Annotated in this window: 10 protein-coding genes; 6 read left to right on the top strand and 4 right to left on the bottom strand. The window is 73.5% G+C overall.

The annotated features are described in order from the left end of the window. Nucleotides 1-34 precede the first annotated feature (34 nt). Together ACIBG6_RS08770 and ACIBG6_RS08765 are read left to right on the top strand one after the other, a co-directional pair. Nucleotides 35-2,035, top strand: a complete 2,001-nt coding sequence (locus ACIBG6_RS08770; RefSeq protein ID WP_399221856.1) for a hypothetical protein — start codon at nucleotides 35-37, stop codon at nucleotides 2,033-2,035. Further along, a complete protein-coding gene (locus ACIBG6_RS08765; RefSeq protein ID WP_399221855.1) occupies nucleotides 2,032-3,273 on the top strand; it encodes an aminotransferase class V-fold PLP-dependent enzyme in 1,242 nt (413 codons plus the stop codon). The genes ACIBG6_RS08770 and ACIBG6_RS08765 overlap by 4 nt, the downstream gene beginning before the upstream one ends. 47 nt (nucleotides 3,274-3,320) lie before the next feature. On the opposite strand, the gene ACIBG6_RS08760 is transcribed toward ACIBG6_RS08765, so the two are convergent. Beyond that, nucleotides 3,321-3,590 (bottom strand): LapA family protein, encoded by a 270-nt coding sequence (locus ACIBG6_RS08760; protein WP_399221854.1) that lies wholly within the window; start codon nucleotides 3,588-3,590, stop codon nucleotides 3,321-3,323. Between the two features lie 47 nt (nucleotides 3,591-3,637). Beyond that, entirely contained in the window at nucleotides 3,638-4,276 is a 639-nt protein-coding gene (locus ACIBG6_RS08755; RefSeq protein ID WP_399221965.1) for a beta-glucanase, read from the bottom strand. Nucleotides 4,277-4,557: 281 nt separating this feature from the next. Between ACIBG6_RS08755 and ACIBG6_RS08750 the strand changes: the two genes are divergently transcribed. The 3 genes from ACIBG6_RS08750 (at nucleotide 4,558) to ACIBG6_RS08740 (ending at nucleotide 7,665) form a co-directional block, all read left to right on the top strand. Further along, a complete protein-coding gene (locus ACIBG6_RS08750; protein WP_399221853.1) occupies nucleotides 4,558-6,093 on the top strand; it encodes an FAD-dependent monooxygenase in 1,536 nt (511 codons plus the stop codon). Between the two features lie 103 nt (nucleotides 6,094-6,196). Further along, nucleotides 6,197-6,916: a TetR/AcrR family transcriptional regulator gene (locus ACIBG6_RS08745; protein WP_399221852.1), complete on the top strand. Its 720-nt coding sequence runs from the start codon at nucleotides 6,197-6,199 to the stop codon at nucleotides 6,914-6,916. Between the two features lie 284 nt (nucleotides 6,917-7,200). Then, nucleotides 7,201-7,665: a hypothetical protein gene (locus tag ACIBG6_RS08740; RefSeq protein ID WP_399221851.1), complete on the top strand. Its 465-nt coding sequence runs from the start codon at nucleotides 7,201-7,203 to the stop codon at nucleotides 7,663-7,665. A gap of 75 nt (nucleotides 7,666-7,740) precedes the next feature. Here the strand turns inward: ACIBG6_RS08740 and ACIBG6_RS08735 are convergent, their stop codons facing one another. Further along, a complete protein-coding gene (locus ACIBG6_RS08735) occupies nucleotides 7,741-9,318 on the bottom strand; it encodes a polysaccharide lyase family 1 protein (protein ID WP_399221850.1) in 1,578 nt (525 codons plus the stop codon). Between the two features lie 171 nt (nucleotides 9,319-9,489). On the opposite strand from ACIBG6_RS08735, the gene ACIBG6_RS08730 reads away from it, so the two are divergent. After that, entirely contained in the window at nucleotides 9,490-10,263 is a 774-nt protein-coding gene (locus ACIBG6_RS08730; protein ID WP_399221849.1) for an ankyrin repeat domain-containing protein, read from the top strand. Nucleotides 10,264-10,375: 112 nt separating this feature from the next. On the opposite strand, the gene ACIBG6_RS08725 is transcribed toward ACIBG6_RS08730, so the two are convergent. Continuing rightward, nucleotides 10,376-14,416, bottom strand: coding sequence for a molybdopterin-dependent oxidoreductase (locus ACIBG6_RS08725; RefSeq protein WP_399221964.1), 4,041 nt, complete (start codon nucleotides 14,414-14,416; stop codon nucleotides 10,376-10,378). Nucleotides 14,417-14,670: the final 254 nt, after the last annotated feature.

Below are 14,670 nucleotides of genomic sequence, written 5' to 3'. Positions count from 1 at the left end.
GACCCACCTTGATCCGATCCGGGAGAGACCCCTCATGACGCGTTCCCGCTTGTCGTTGCTGTCCGCCGTCGCCCTGCTCGCCTCACTGGCCGCCGGTGGAACCCCGGCGCTGGCATCCCCGTCCGCCCCCGCCCCTGCCTCCGGCTCCACCCCTGCCTCCGGCTCCGCTCCCGCCGTGCTGGCCGTGGCCGATCCCGGTTTCGAACAGGGCGGTGGGGGCTGGGAGTTCACCACCGGAACCGGCGTCGCGAGCAACAATCCGCACGCCGGTAGCCGGCTGGCCTACCTCGACGCGGGCAGCGGCATGAAGGTCTCCCAGACCGTCACGGCCACCGGCCACGGCGGCTACCTCGTCTCCGCGTGGATCGCCACCGGCGGCCCCGGCGGCCGGTACGTCCTGCGGATCAACGGCGCCACCGTCGCCGAGCGGGCCCTGCCCGCCGCCGCCGACTACCGCCGCCACACCCTCGGCAGGATCGCCCTCGCCCCCGGGGACCGGCTGGAGATCGCCTTCGAGTCGGGGGAGGGCTGGGTCAACGTCGACGACGTGATGGTCTCCCCGGCCGCCCCCGCCGACCCCCGCGTCTCCTCCAGTGACCCCGAGATCGTCGAGATGTTCGACTGGGCCAAGGGCAAGGCCAACAGCTGGGTGCACCTGCCCGGCACCCAGGGTCCGCTCGACGCGGACGAGCGCCAGACCGGCGGTACCGGCACCGGCGTCTACGCCCCGTCCTACTGGGCGGGTTACGCCAACCGCAGCGGCTACTACTCCCGCGACATGGCCCACCAGCTCTCCGGCGCCGGAGTGCTCGGCCTGCACACCGAGAACAAGGAGATGCTGCGCGCCTTCGCCTCCTCCGCGACCGCCGAGCACGCCTACTACCCGGTGTGGGCCCTCAACTTCGACAACCGCTCCTACCTCTCCATCGACTACCGCAGCCCGAGCCTCTTCGTCCGGGAGGTGCCCGCCCCCTTCGAACTGGTCCAGAAGGCCGAGGAGGCGTACCGCTGGAGCGGCGACCCCGCCTACCTCGACGACCCCGCCCTGTGGGAGTTCTACCGCCACGCCACCGAGGAGTTCGTCACCCTTCACGACGGGAAGAAGGACAACGGCCGGGTGAGCGTGGCCGAGGGCACCGGCAAGGGCATCTTCCAGGGCGTCGCGAGCTACAACGAGCAGAGCGACGAACCGCTCGCCGAGGCCGGCGACGCCATCGGCTCGCAGTACCAGGCCTACCGCGCGATGGCCTCCCTCGCCCGCGCCAAGGGCGACCACCAGCTCGCGGCCCGCTTCGACCGCCGGGCCCGCGAGCTCAAGACCTACTTCAACTCCACCTGGAGCGGCACCGGTTCGGGTGCCGACATGGTGCGCGGCTACACCACCGACGGGCGCGCCCTGACCGGCTGGGGCAAGGAGAACAGCTGGTTCATGCCGATGAAGCAGATCGTCGCCCCCGGGGACCGGCGCGAGGCGTACCTCGACTACATCGACGAGCAGGCCGAAGGCGAGGGACGCCCCGACAACATCGAGGCCCTGACCTACCTCCCCGACACCTTCCTCACCAACAACCGTGCCGACACCGCCTGGAAGTGGATGCGCCACATCTACGCCCAGAAGGACGTCCAGCACGTCAACTCCCGCCAGGGCACCAACGGCGACTACCCCGAGGTCTCCTTCACCCTCGTCGGCCAGACCGTCCAGGGCCTGATGGGCGTCACCCCGGACGCCCCCGCCCGCACTCTCGCCACCCAGTCGCGACTGCCCGCCGGCATGGAGTGGCTGTCCATCGAGGACCTGCGCGTCGGCGACTCCGCCTTCACCCTGCGCCACGACACGGACCGCCGCTCGACCCTCACCCACACCTCGGGCAGCACCCCGTACACCTGGGTGGCCCGCTTCCCGGGCGCCCACGCCGCCGTCGCCGTCGACGGGGTGGTCAGGGAGGCCCGTACCGAGGTGATCGACGGGGCGACCTACACCGTCGTCCGTACGCGCGTGGCCCCCGGCCGGACCGTCACCGTCGAGGTCCGATGACCGCGTCCGCCGTGCCGCCGGCCGGGGCGGGACAAAGCGTCACGGGCGGCGGGGGTGTCCGAGGCATCCGAGGCATCCGGGGTGTCCGGGGCGTCCGGGGCGTCCCGGGAGGGGAGTTCCCGGGCGGGGCGCGGCTGTTTCGGCTCGACCCGGCGGTCGCCCACCTCAACCACGGCTCCTTCGGCGCGGTCCCCGTCCCGGTCGCCGAGGCCCAACGGCGCCTGACCGAGGAGGTCATGGCCGACCCCGACGCCTTCTTCCTCGGCGTCGCCGACCGCCTCGCCGCGGCCCGGGGACGCGTCGCGGCCCACCTGGGCGCCGACCCCGAGGGGATCGCCTTCGTCACCAACGCCACCGAGGCCGCCAACCTCGCGCTCGACGCCCTGCGCCTGGACGCCGACGACGAGGTCCTGGTCACCGACCACGGCTACGGCACGGTCGTCGCGGCGGCCGCCCGCCGCGCCCGGACGGTCACCGTCGCCCTCGACCCCGGCCTGCCGGACGAGGACGCGGTGCGCGAGGCGGTGCTCGCCGCGCTCACTCCGCGCACGCGGGCGGTCCTGATCGACCAGATCAGCTCGCCCACCGCCCGGCCGCTCGCCACCCCGCGGCTGCTCGCCGCGCTCCGCGAGCGCGGGATCACCACCGTGGTCGACGGGGCCCACGCCCCGGGCATGCTCGCCGATCCACTCGCGGGCGCACCCGACTTCTGGTTCGGGAACCTGCACAAGTGGGCGTACGCGCCGGCGGGCAGCGCCGTCCTCGCGGTGGCCCCCGCCCACCGGGCCCGGGTCGACGCGCCCGTCCCCTCGTGGGAGGACGACCGCGGCTTCCCCCGCGCGGTGGAGTACCGCGCCACCGTCGACTACACCGGCTGGCTCGCCGCACCTGAGGGCCTCGACCTCGTCGCCGACCTCGGCGGCGACCGGGTCCGCGCCCACAACGCGGAACTGGTGGGCTACGGAGCGGAGTTGCTCGACGAGATCCCGGGCGTGACACCGCTTCCGTACGGCGAAGGCCTGGCGATGCGGTCGCTGCGCCTGCCCGCCGGCCTCGCCCGCACACAGCCGGAGGCGGTCGCGCTGCGCGAGGAGATCGCCGCCCGGCTCGGCTGCCGCGTGCTCGTCTGGAACTGGCCCGGGGGCGGCGGAATCCGCGTCTCGGCGCAGATCTACAACCGGCCCGAGGAGTACGAACGCCTCACCGCCGGCCTGCGCGACCTGCTGGCCCGCGGCTGAAGGAGCGGCTCAAGGAACGGGGGCGGTACGGCGAGCCGGGCGGGTGGTCAGCGCCCGGCTCGCCGTCGGACGGCTCGTCGTCGGGCGATGTATATACCGAGGACGATGCCCACGAGCAGGGTGACCGTGAGCACGACCCAGAGGGGCAGGGTGACGGTGGGGATCCACAGCCGGATGCTGACCGACCCGGTGTTGACCGCGATGAACCAGATCGCGAGACCCGCGAGCACGATGAATCCGATGGTGCGGAGCCGCATGTCCCGGCCCTTGACGGTCAGCTTCGAGGGACCGCGTTGCGGAGGTGCATTCTGTGCCATGCGTCCCATTGTCTGCCGATATGATCCGATGCTCGACCGGAGACCCGTCACTCGCGGTACACGCGCAACTCCGCCACCTCGTACGACATCTCCGATGCCCCGGCATCCGGCGCCGGGTGGTACCGCCCGGCGCAGACGGAGAGGTTCACGATGAGGTGGGCCTGCCAGGAGGGTCCCACCCCGCGCCCGTCGTCGAAGACCCGCGCGCCGTTGACCCACCACACCACGGAACGGGCGCCGAACTCGACCCTGAGGTCGACCCACGCCCCCGGCCGGACGGCGGGGTCCCGAAAATAGTGGTGGCGCCCCCGGACGCGGTTCGACAGTTCCAGCAGGTCCGGGTTGTCGGGGTGGTACTCGAAGACGTCGACCTCCTGCCCGCCGTCGAGCCAGGTCCAGATCGCCGGCCAGGCGCCCGTCTCCTCGGGCAGTCGCACCCGGGCCTCCAGCACGTCCCCCGCCCGCACCAGGAAGCCCTCCGGGCTGCCCTCGGTCGTGAGCAGTCCGGCGTCCCAGTAGCCGTCCGCGCGCCGGGTCGCCCGGAACACCCCCGTTCGACTGTAGGCGGGATCCTCCGTCAGGTGGTCGAGCTTGTTGTCCCCCGGATTGGTCGGACCGCCGTCGGGATAGGCCCAGGAGCGGCCTGCGGTCCATTGCTCGGCGGAGGAGAAGTCCGCGTCGAGCACAAGGGTCCCGAGGGCGCGCGGCGGCGCGTGCGTACCCCCTCCGGAGCCGGAACGGGCTCCACGGCGCAGCAGGCGGTCGAAGAAGTCGGACAGCACGGCACCCTCCCTTCGTGCGGGCGCCCACTCGGCGCTCGGGCGATCCGTCCACCATGCACCGCCTGACACCGGAACGTGTCCGTTTGGCGACAATGCGTCACGACCTGCCCCCCGGCCCACCCTCCTCGCTTTTCCGGATACGGTGTATCCGTTAAACGTGTCGACGTGGACGAGAGGCAGCGGCAATGAACGAAACGGGAAGCGAAGGGGTCCGGACGGACGCCTCGGTCATCGTCGTCGGCGCGGGGCCCGTAGGGCTCGCCCTCACCCTCGACCTGGCCCGCCGCGGACTCCCGGTCCGGCTCGTCGAACGCGCCGGGAAGGGCTTCGCGGGCTCGCGGGCCAAGGGCATCCAGCCGCGCACGCTCGAAGTCCTCGACGACTTCGGCCTTGCCCGGGCCGCGCTCGCGGCGGGCGGCGCCTACCCGCCGATGGGCCTGCACGTGGGCCCGTTCACGAAGAGCTGGCGGATGCACGCCACCGCCCCGGACAGCGCGGGCACCCCGTACCCCGACGTACTGCTGCTCCCGCAGTACGCCACCACCGACCTCCTCCGCGACGCCGTCGAACGCCTCGGCGTACGCGTCGACTTCGACGCCCGGGCCGTGGAGATCACCCAGGACGCCACGTCCTGCGCGGTACGCCTCGACGACGGCCGCCTCCTGACCGCGCGGTACGTCGTCGGCGCGGACGGAGGCTCCAGCACCGTGCGGAAGGCCGCGGGCATCGCCTTCGAGGGCACCACCGACGAGGCCGACCGGATGATCCTCGTCGACGGCACGGTCGACGGCCTCTCGCGTGACCGCTGGCACATCTGGCCCAGCGTCCGGGGCCGCAGCGTCGCGGCGTGCCCGCTGCCCGGCGAGGGGAACCGCTTCCAGATCATGTTCAGGACGCGACCGGGCGACACCGTCGACGGACTCGACGGACTCGATGGACCCACCGGTCCCGAGTTCCTCGCAGGCCTCCTGCGCCGCCGCGCCGACCGCTCCCTCACCCTGCGCGACATCACCTGGACCTCGGTCTTCCGCCCCAACGTCCGCCTCGCCGAGCGCTACCGGAACGGCCGGCTGCTGCTGTGCGGCGACGCCGCCCACGTCCACACACCGGCCGGCGCGCAAGGCCTGAACACCGGCGTCCAGGACGCCCACAACCTCGGCTGGAAACTCCATCAGGTCCTCGCGGGCGCCGACGACTCCCTCCTCGACAGCTACGAGGCCGAGCGGCGCCCCGTCGCCGCGCAGGTACTCGGCCGCTCCACCGAACTGTACGAAGGCCTGCGCGGCACGCGCCCCGGCAAGCTCACCCGCGGCCAGGACGAACACCAGCTGGGCATCTCCTACTTCGGCGGCCCGCTCGCTCCCGCCGACGCGCCCCGCACCGCGACCCTGCGCCGCGGCGACCGCGCCCCCGACGCGCTCCTGCCGCGCCCCACCGGAGAGGCGACGAGGCTCTTCGACCTCTACCGCGGCCCGCACTTCACCGCCCTCGCGTTCGGCGCCCGCGCCGCGGCGGCCGTGGAGAGCCACGCCCCGCGGGCCGGCGGAGTCCCCGTACACCGCCACGTCGTGCTGCCGCACACCGCGCCACGCACGCCACGCGAGGCGGCCCTGCTCACCGCGTACGGCATCACCGAGGACACCGTCGTGCTCGTCCGTCCCGACGGATACGTCGGCGACATCGACCACGTGACGGACACCGCCGACATCCCGGCCGCCTGACGCCACCGGGCCAGGGGGAGGGCGCGGGGCCGCCGGGTACGGTGTCCACCGCGCCACCCGGAACCGCCGGGTGAGCCCCGCGCAGCGAGAGAGGCCCCGGACCATGGCCGCCACCCCGCCACTCCCCGGCAGCCCCGCCTGGTGGGCGGCGCGTCCCGCCCCCGCCCCCGCGGTGGAGCCCCGGCGCGGCCGCCCCTCCCTCGACACCGCGCGCATCGTCGGCACCGCCCTGCGCCTCGTCGACGAACACGGCACCCAGGCCTTCTCCCTGCGCATGCTCGCCGACGCCCTGAACTCCGGTACGGCCACCCTCTACCGTCACTTCGACGGCAAGGACGAGATCCTGGCGTACGTCGTCGACCGCGTCCTCGGCGAGGCCGCCCTCGACGACCTCGCCGCCCGCGCCGACTGGCGGGACGCCGTCACCGTCACCGCCCACCGCGTCCACGACACCCTGCGCCGGCACCCCCACACCCTGCCGCTGCTCACGGCCCAGGTCCCCGTCGGCCCCCACGGACTCGCCCAGCGCGAACGCGTCCTGAGCGCCCTCCTGGCACACGGGCTGCCGTCGGACCTCGCCGCCCGCGCCTTCACCGCCGTCACGCACTACGTCATCGGCTTCGCGGCCCAGCAGTACGGCCCCGCCGCCGCGCCCGACGACGGCCCGCAGCTCGCCGCCTTCTACCGGGGGCTCGACCCGGCCGCGTACCCCGCGATCCTCCAGGCCGCCGAGACCCTCACGTCCGTCTCCGTCGACGAGGAGTTCGCCTTCGGCCTCGGCCTCCTCGTCGAGGGCCTGGCACACCTCCACCCGGCACCCTGAGACCGGGGCGGGGCCGACCGGGCGAAGGCGACGCGACGCCCGCGTCCCCGCCTCGTTGATCACGCCATGAACCACACCACCGCCCAGCGGAAGTCCCGCGTCCTGACCACCGTCGTCGCCACCCTGATGCTGGGGATCGCGGGCACGCAGAGCACACCTACGCGAGCCCCGGCGAGCAGGGCTGCCGCACCACCGCGGAGCTCTTCGCCACCGACAACACCGCGATCATCACGGATCCCGAGGACCCCCGGCTCGACACCCGGCTGACGCGGTTCGGCCACGAGGTGCGCGCCATCATCCGGGCCCACGGAGCCCGGCCCGGCGCCTCGGAGCTCCTGGACGGCGTCTTCTGGTCCACCGACCTGAAGCAGGCCACGTACGAGCGGTCGCGCGAGTTCGACGTGAACAGGGTCGGCCGCGACGGGCTCCACCACATCGCGGGCGTCATCGCCAAGGAGTACGACCAGGAGTCCGTGCTCACCTTCCGCTGCCTGCCGTGGACGTCGCCGGAGACCGACGCCGTCGAGATCGACGTCCCCGGAGTCACCCCGGGCGATCTGCGGGCGGCGCTGCTCGCGGACGCCGAGGCCCGCGAGAAGCTCGGGGGCGGCTCGGTCACCCTCGACGGCCGGCTGATCCTCATCGCCCCGGTCGCCGACCTGCCGCTGGCCCGCACGTTCACGGCCGCGCTCGGCGCCGACTGGAACGAGGCCCAGGTGCGCTACGGCGACCGGGAGTTCGTGAGCTGAGCCGGGACGGCGCGCGACCCGCCGGGTCCGGTGAATCCGGGCCCGGCGGGCGGGTGAGGCGGTGAGGCGGCGCCGCTATCCGGCGTACGTCTCGAACTCGGCGACCTGCGGTGTCGCCGACGAGCCGGTGATCTCGAAGGTCACCTTGCTCAAGGTCGTCCGGGCGAAGGTGATGACCCCCGCGCCGCTGCCGGAGGTCAGGACGGCCCCGGTGTCGGCGTTGAGCACCCGCCAGGATCCGATCCGGCCCGTGGCGCCTGCCGTCTCCTTGACGACGACCTTGGACACGGCGGTGGGGGAGCCCCACTTGATCGACACGGAACCGGTCGCGCCGGCCGGCGACCAGTAGGTGCCCGGGTCGCCGTCCCGCACGTTCCCGTAGCTCGTCCCGTCGGCCTTGCTCGAGCCGTCGGAACCTGCCCCGATGCTGAGGTTCGTCCCGCTCGGCTGGGACGAGGTCGGAGTCGGCGTCGGAGCCGGAGTGGTGGGGGCGGGGGTCGTCGGCGCCGGGGTGGTCGGCGCCGGAGTGGTCGGGGTCGGGGTCTGGGGCGAGCAGGCGCCGTCCGACACCTGGAGGCCCTTGCCGGCACCCGCCGTCCGGCTCACGACGCTCGGCACGCAGCTCGCCGCGTCGAGGGTGTAGGCGTACGGGATGGTCACCGTGGTGTTGGACTGCGGGTTCGGTCCCGCCGGGTTGTTGTCGGTTCCGGGGCTCGACCAGGTCACGTTGTCGAAGATGTTGCCGCTGACCTGCCAGTACCCGGCCGCGTCGGTGTAGAAGGTGCCGAGGACGTCCTTCGAGTCCTCGAAGTAGTTGTTGTCGACCTTGGCGCGGGCCCCGGCCCGGGAGTTGATGCCGGACTCGTTGAGGCTCACGTAGTGGTTGTTGTAGATGTGGGCCGTACCGCCGCGCAGGAGGGGCGCGCGGGAGTCGATGTTCTCGTACAGGTTGTGGTGGTACGTGATGAAGCCGTTCGAGAGGTCGCTCTCGCTGGACCCGACGAGGCCGCCCCGGCCGGAGTTGCGCAGGGTGCTGTAGGACAGCGTCACGTACTGGGTGTTGTCCTTCATGTCGAAGAGACCGTCGAAGCCCTCCGACTCGCCGCCCGAGGCCTCCAGGGTGACGTGGTCCACCCAGACGTTCCGGACGTCGCTCTCCATGCCGATGGCGTCACCGCCGTTGGACGTGGGCGAGCCGGACTTCTTGACGTTCCGTACGGTCACGTTCTGGATGACGATGTTGCTCGCCTGACGGATGTGGATGCCCAGCTGGTCGAAGACGGCTCCGGAGCCGACGCCGACGAGGGTGACGTTGCTGATCTGCTTGAGCTCGATCACCCCGGCGGCGGTGCTGCAACTGCCGCCCGACACCTGGCTGGTGTTGGCGTGGTTGATGGCCCCCTCGACTTCGATGGTGATCGGGGTGCTGCTGCTGGCCCGGCCGCACAGGGCCGCGTGGATCGCGGTCCCCGTGGTGGCCCGTACGGTCTGCCCGCCGGCGCCGCCGGTGGTCCCGCCGTTCTGCGTCGCGTAGCCGGTGGCGCCACCGGTCGCCGCCGAGGCCGCGGGTGCCGAGAGGACGGCCCCTGTCACGGCCGCGATGGCCGACGCGGCCAGCGCCGCCTGGAGTCGTCGTGCGACTGCTCGTCTCATGATCGTCGCCTTCCTGATTCGTCGTCGGGGTACGGGAGTCCGGCCCCGCATGCCGGGCTCCCGCGGAAACATGGAAAGCGCTTTCTGTCGGCGAGGATAGGGTCGGGCCACGGGGCTGACAAGGCTCCGCGCACGGCGGAAATCGCGGGGCCCGTGCGGCACGCTGTCCCCATGCCGACTCCGCGCTCGCTGCGCTCCCAGGACCCCGTGGCCGTCGCCGTCACCGAGGCGATCCGCTCAGGCGACCTCGACGCGCTGCGCCGCCTGCTCGCCGGCGACCCCGGCCTCGCCGTCGCCCGGGTCGTCGAGGACCGGGAAGGACGCGGCCCCGGTGGGCGGAGCCTGCTGCATCTGGCCACCGACTGGCCCGGTCACGTGCCGCGCGGACCCGAGACCGTCGCCGTCCTGGTCGCGGCGGGCGCCGACCCGGACGCCCGCTTCACCGGGGCACACCGCGAGACCCCCCTCCACTGGGCGGCGAGCAACGACGACGTCCCGATGATCGACGCTCTCGTCGCCGCCGGTGCCGACATCGAGGCCGACGGAGCCGTCATCGCGGGCGGGACGCCACTGGCCGACGCCCGCGCCTTCGGGCAGTGGCGCGCGGCACGCCGCCTGCTCGAACTGGGTGCCCGGCCCACCTTCCAGGACGCCGCGAGGCTCGGGCTCGACGAGGTGGTCGAGGCCCGGCTCCGGGCCACACCGCCGCCCTCCCCGGAAGAGATCACCGAGGCGTTCTGGGGCGCCTGCCAGGGCGGACGGCTCTCCACCGCCGTCCGGCTCCGCGCCGCCGGAGCGGACCCCGACCGGATCGGCTGGGGCGGCCTCACCCCGCTCGACATCGCCCGCGCCGGAGAGACCGAACAGGCAGCGGAGGTCGTCGCCTGGCTCACGGCCAACGGCGCGCGCACCCGCGCGGAAGTGGACGAGGCCGGCCGGCCCTGACGGCCCTCCGCGTCGCCGCGGTCCGTACGCGCCCCGGACCGTCAGCACCCGTCCGCGGACGCGGCGCTCGGCACCCATCCCTGTGCGCGGCGCTCAGTACCCTCCGCGGCGCTCAGTACACGTCCCGGACGTAGCGCTTGTCGGCGGCGAGCTGCTTCACGTACACGGCCGCCGACTCCTCGTCGTGGCCGCCGTGCGTGACGGCGATGTCCCGCAGGGCCCGGTCGACGTCCTTCGCCATCCTGGCCGCGTCGCCGCAGACGTAGAAGTGCGCGCCGGACTGGAGCCAGGACCACAGCTGCGGGCCGCGCTCCCGCATCCGGTCCTGGACGTAGACCTTGGCGCGCTGGTCGCGGGAGAAGGCGGTGTCCAGCCGGTCCAGGGTGCCGTCGGCGAGGAGGGCGGCGAGCTCGTCCTCGTAGTAGAAGTCGGTGGCGCGGTGCTGCTCGCCGAAGAAGAGCCAGTTCGGCGCGCGGTGCCCGAGCGCGCGGCGCTCGTCGAGGAAGCCGACGAAGGGGGCCACGCCCGTGCCGGGGCCGACCATCACCATCGGGGTCGTGGGGTCGGCGGGGGGCCGGAAGTGCGGCGCGCGCTGGACGAAGACCGGGACGGGGGAGCCGGGTTCGGCGTCGGCGAGGAACGGCGAGCAGACGCCCTTGCGGGGCCGGCCGCGCAGGTTCTCGTAGCGGACGACGGAGACCGTCAGGGAGACCTGGTGGGGGTCGGTGAGCGGGCTGGAGGAGATCGAGTACAGCCGGGGCCTGAGGCGGCCCAGGACGTCGGTCCACTCCTGCGCGGTGGCGCGGACGGGGTGCTCAGCGATGACGTCGACGGCCTGGCGGCCCCAGGACCACCGGGCGAGCCCGTCCTTGTTGTCGGGGCGGAGGAGCCGCTTCAGTTCCCGGTCGCCGGTCCGTTCCGTGACGAAGCCGAGGAACGCGGACGGGGTGCGGGTGATGTCGAGGTGGTGGTGCAGGGCCTCGCCGAAGGGGACGTGACCGGACCCGGGGAGTTCCACGGGCGCGTCCCCGTCGAGGCCGGTGGCGGCCAGCCATTCGGCGACGAGCCCGGGGCAGTTGACGGGCTGGACGCCCAGCGCGTCGCCGGTCTCGTAGCCGAGCGGAGCCCCGCCGTCGCGTGTGTCGAAGGTGAAGCGCCGCACCTCCTTCCCCGCCCCGGGCAGGGAGAGGAGCCGGTTGCCGACGAGCCGCGCGGGCGTGGTGGCGGGCCCGGGCCGGCGCGCGGGCGCCGAAGCCGGCGCGGCCGAGGCGGGCGGTACGGCAGAGGCCGCCGGGGGTGCCTGCCGGCTGTCGGACAGGCCCGCGAGGACCTGGTCGAGCCAGGCGTGGGCGGAGGTCTCGAAATCGGGCTCGCAGTCGGTACGGGGCGCCAGCCGTACGGCCCCGAGCTCGTCCAGCCGGTGGTCCAGGCGCCGCCCGTGCCCGCAGAAGTCGCCGTACGAGGAATCCCCGAGCGCCAGGACGGCGTAGCGCCGCCCGTCGAGCCGCGGGGTGTCGGGCGCGGTGAGCTCGTCCCAGAAGCCGGAGCCGTTGTCGGGCGCGTCCCCGTCCCCGAACGTGCTGGTGATCAGCAGCAGATCGGCCGTGGGCGGGAGGGCCTTGAGGCCGGTCGTGTCCATGCCGGTGAGGGCGGGCCGGTGCCCCGCCGCGAGGAGCCGTTCGGCGGTGGCCGCCGCGAACTCCTCGGCGTTGCCGGTCTGCGAGGCCCACAGCACGACGACCTCGCGGCCCGCCGCGCGCTCGTCCTCCCGGGAGTCCCGCGGAGGCCCCGAGCCCTCCGGCGTACGGGAGTACAGGCCGGCGAGCACGCCGTTCACCCAGTGGGCGTGCTCGTCGCGGAAGGGTGCTCCGGGCGGCAGCACGGGCACGCCGGGTGCGCCCGATTCCAGGCCCGCGAGGAAGCCGACGAGGTACTGCCGCTCCTCGGCGCTGAGGACGGGCGGCGGGGCCGGTGCGAGGCCGAAGGCGGCGGCCGGCCCGGACGGCACGACCCCGCTCGGGATCACCACGCGCGGGGCGACGGCGGCCGAGGACCGGGTGGGCATCGTGGCCGGAGCGGGGGCCTTCGTCAGCGCCACCGCGCACACCTTCAGCTCGGGCTGGAAGGAGAGGGGATCGACGGCGTCGCTGGTGACGGCGTTGACGCACAGCCCCTCGCCGAACAGGTCGTTCCAGTGGAACGGCGCGAAGCAGCAGCCCGGCATGACCCGGTCGGTGAGCACCGCGGGGAGCACGACCTCCCCGCGTCGCGAGGCGATCCGCACGGCGTCGCCGTCAGCGATGCCGAGCCGCTCGGCGTCCTCGGGGTGCACCTCGACGAAGGGCGCCGGGTTGAGCTTGTTGAGCTTGGCGACCTTCCCGGTCTTGGTGAGGGTGTGCCACTGGTGCTGGAGGCGGCCGGTGTTGAGGACGAACGGATGCTCGTCGTCGGGCATCTCGGCGGCGTCGATGTGGGGGCGGGCGTGGAAGACCGCCCGGCCGCTCGCCGTCGGGAAGACGGGGCCCGTGCCGTCGCCGTCCACGTAGCGGATCGGGTTGCGGTCCGGACCCCCGGGCGCGGCCGGCCACTGGACGGGGGTCGCGCGCAGCCGCTCGTACGTCACCCCGCTCACGTCGTAGCCGGTCTTCGGGTTCGCGGCGCGCCTGATCTCCTCGAAGACCTCCTCGGCGCTCTCGTACGCGAACGCCTTCTCGTACCCCATGGCCTGGGCGACGCGGGCGATGATCCGCCAGTCGGCGAGGGCCTCGCCGGGCGGGTCGGCCGCCGGCCGGGCGAGCGTGAGCGTCCGCTCGCTGTTGATCAGCACGCCCTCGGCCTCGGTCCACAGCGCGGCGGGCAGGACCACGTCGGCGTAGGCGTTGGTCTCGGTCTCGGCGAACGCGTCCTGGGTGACGACCAGTTCGGCGGCCCGCAGCCCCGCGACGATCGTGGCGCGGTTGGCGACGGAGGCGACCGGGTTGGTGCAGATGATCCAGCACGCCTTGATCTCGCCCTCCGCCATGCGCCGGAAGAGGTCGATCGTGCCGGTGCCGGAGCCGTCCTCGCGGAGCGTGCCCGGCGGGAGCTCCCAGAGCTCCTCGGTGAAGGCCCGGTCCTCGGCGACGAGCACCGAGCGCTGCCCGGGGAGGCCGGGGCCCATGTAGCCCATCTCGCGGCCGCCCATGGCGTTGGGCTGGCCGGTGAGGGAGAAGGGGCCGGAGCCGGGGCGGCAGATCGCGCCGGTGGCCAGGTGGAGGTTGATCAGGGCGTTGGTGTTCCAGGTGCCGTGGGTGGACTGGTTGAGGCCCATGGTCCAGCAGCTGGTCCACTCCCGCGCCAGGCCGAGCCACTCGGCGGCGGTGCGGATGTCCTGCTCGGGTATGCCGGTGAGCGCGGCGACGGTCGCGGGCGGGTAGTCGGCGAGGAACGGCGGCATCGCCTCCCAGCCTTCGGTGTGCGCGGCGACGAAGTCGGGGTCGGTGTGGCCGTTCTCGTGCACCAGGTGCAGCAGGCCGTTGAGGAGCGCGAGGTCCGTGCCCGGCTTGATCTGCAGGAAGAGGTCGGCCTTGTCGGCGGTGGCCGTCCGCCGGGGGTCGACGACGATCAGCTTCGCCCCGGCCTTGACCCGGTCCATCATGCGGAGGAAGAGGATGGGGTGGCAGTCGGCCATGTTGGAGCCGATGACGAGGAAGACGTCGGCCTTCTCGAAGTCGTCGTAGGAGCCGGGCGGGCCGTCGGCGCCGAGGGAGAGCTTGTAGCCGGTGCCGGCGCTCGCCATGCAGAGGCGGGAGTTCGACTCGATCTGGTTCGTGCCGATGAAGCCCTTGGCGAGCTTGTTGGCGAGGTACTGGGCCTCCAGGCTCATCTGGCCCGAGACGTACAGCGCGAAGGCGTCGGGGCCGTGCTCGTCGACGACGGCCCGCAGCCGGCGGGCGGTCTCGGCGATGGCGCGGCCGGTGTCCGTGGGGACGGGCGCGGCGGCACGGTCGTCCCGGACGAGGGCGGTGGTCAGGCGTCCGGGCGCGGCGAGCATGTCGGCGGTGGTGGCGCCCTTGGTGCAGAGGCGCCCGCGGTTGGCGGGATGGTCCTTGTCGCCGGTCGCCTTGAGGACCGTACGGCGGCCGTCGGGCCCCAGGCCGATGTCGAGGAGCATGCCGCAGCCCACACCGCAGTACGAGCAGACGGTCCGCACCTGAGCGGCGGCGGCGTCCCGTGGGTCCTGCGTGTCGTGTGGGGTCACCGGGGCGCCTCTCTGTGGAACCGTTCGAGCCCCGACCGTACGGAATGCCCGTTACGCCTGTGTCAACCGCGCCGATCATGGTCCGTAACGCCGGTCACACAGCGGCACGGGGCACGCTGTGAGGAGGCCCCGGCTCGCCCCCGCGTCCGTCACTGGCGGGGCGCCGT

The sequence above is a fragment of the Streptomyces sp. NPDC050842 genome (genome assembly GCF_044456565.1).
In the GTDB taxonomy this organism is placed as follows: Bacteria; Actinomycetota; Actinomycetes; order Streptomycetales; family Streptomycetaceae; genus Streptomyces.
The sequence above is the reverse complement of the archived record's forward strand: the minus strand, read 5'-3'. Positions and strand labels throughout refer to the sequence as shown.

Coding starts and splice junctions, on each gene's coding strand:
- ACIBG6_RS08770 (WP_399221856.1), top strand. CDS start 35: ATGACGCGTTCCCGCTTGTCGTTGCTGTCCGCCGTCGCCCTGCTCGCC.
- ACIBG6_RS08765 (WP_399221855.1), top strand. CDS start 2,032: ATGACCGCGTCCGCCGTGCCGCCGGCCGGGGCGGGACAAAGCGTCACG.
- ACIBG6_RS08760 (WP_399221854.1), bottom strand. CDS start 3,590: ATGGCACAGAATGCACCTCCGCAACGCGGTCCCTCGAAGCTGACCGTC.
- ACIBG6_RS08750 (WP_399221853.1), top strand. CDS start 4,558: ATGAACGAAACGGGAAGCGAAGGGGTCCGGACGGACGCCTCGGTCATC.
- ACIBG6_RS08745 (WP_399221852.1), top strand. CDS start 6,197: ATGGCCGCCACCCCGCCACTCCCCGGCAGCCCCGCCTGGTGGGCGGCG.
- ACIBG6_RS08735 (WP_399221850.1), bottom strand. CDS start 9,318: ATGAGACGAGCAGTCGCACGACGACTCCAGGCGGCGCTGGCCGCGTCG.
- ACIBG6_RS08730 (WP_399221849.1), top strand. CDS start 9,490: ATGCCGACTCCGCGCTCGCTGCGCTCCCAGGACCCCGTGGCCGTCGCC.
- ACIBG6_RS08725 (WP_399221964.1), bottom strand. CDS start 14,416: ATGCTCCTCGACATCGGCCTGGGGCCCGACGGCCGCCGTACGGTCCTC.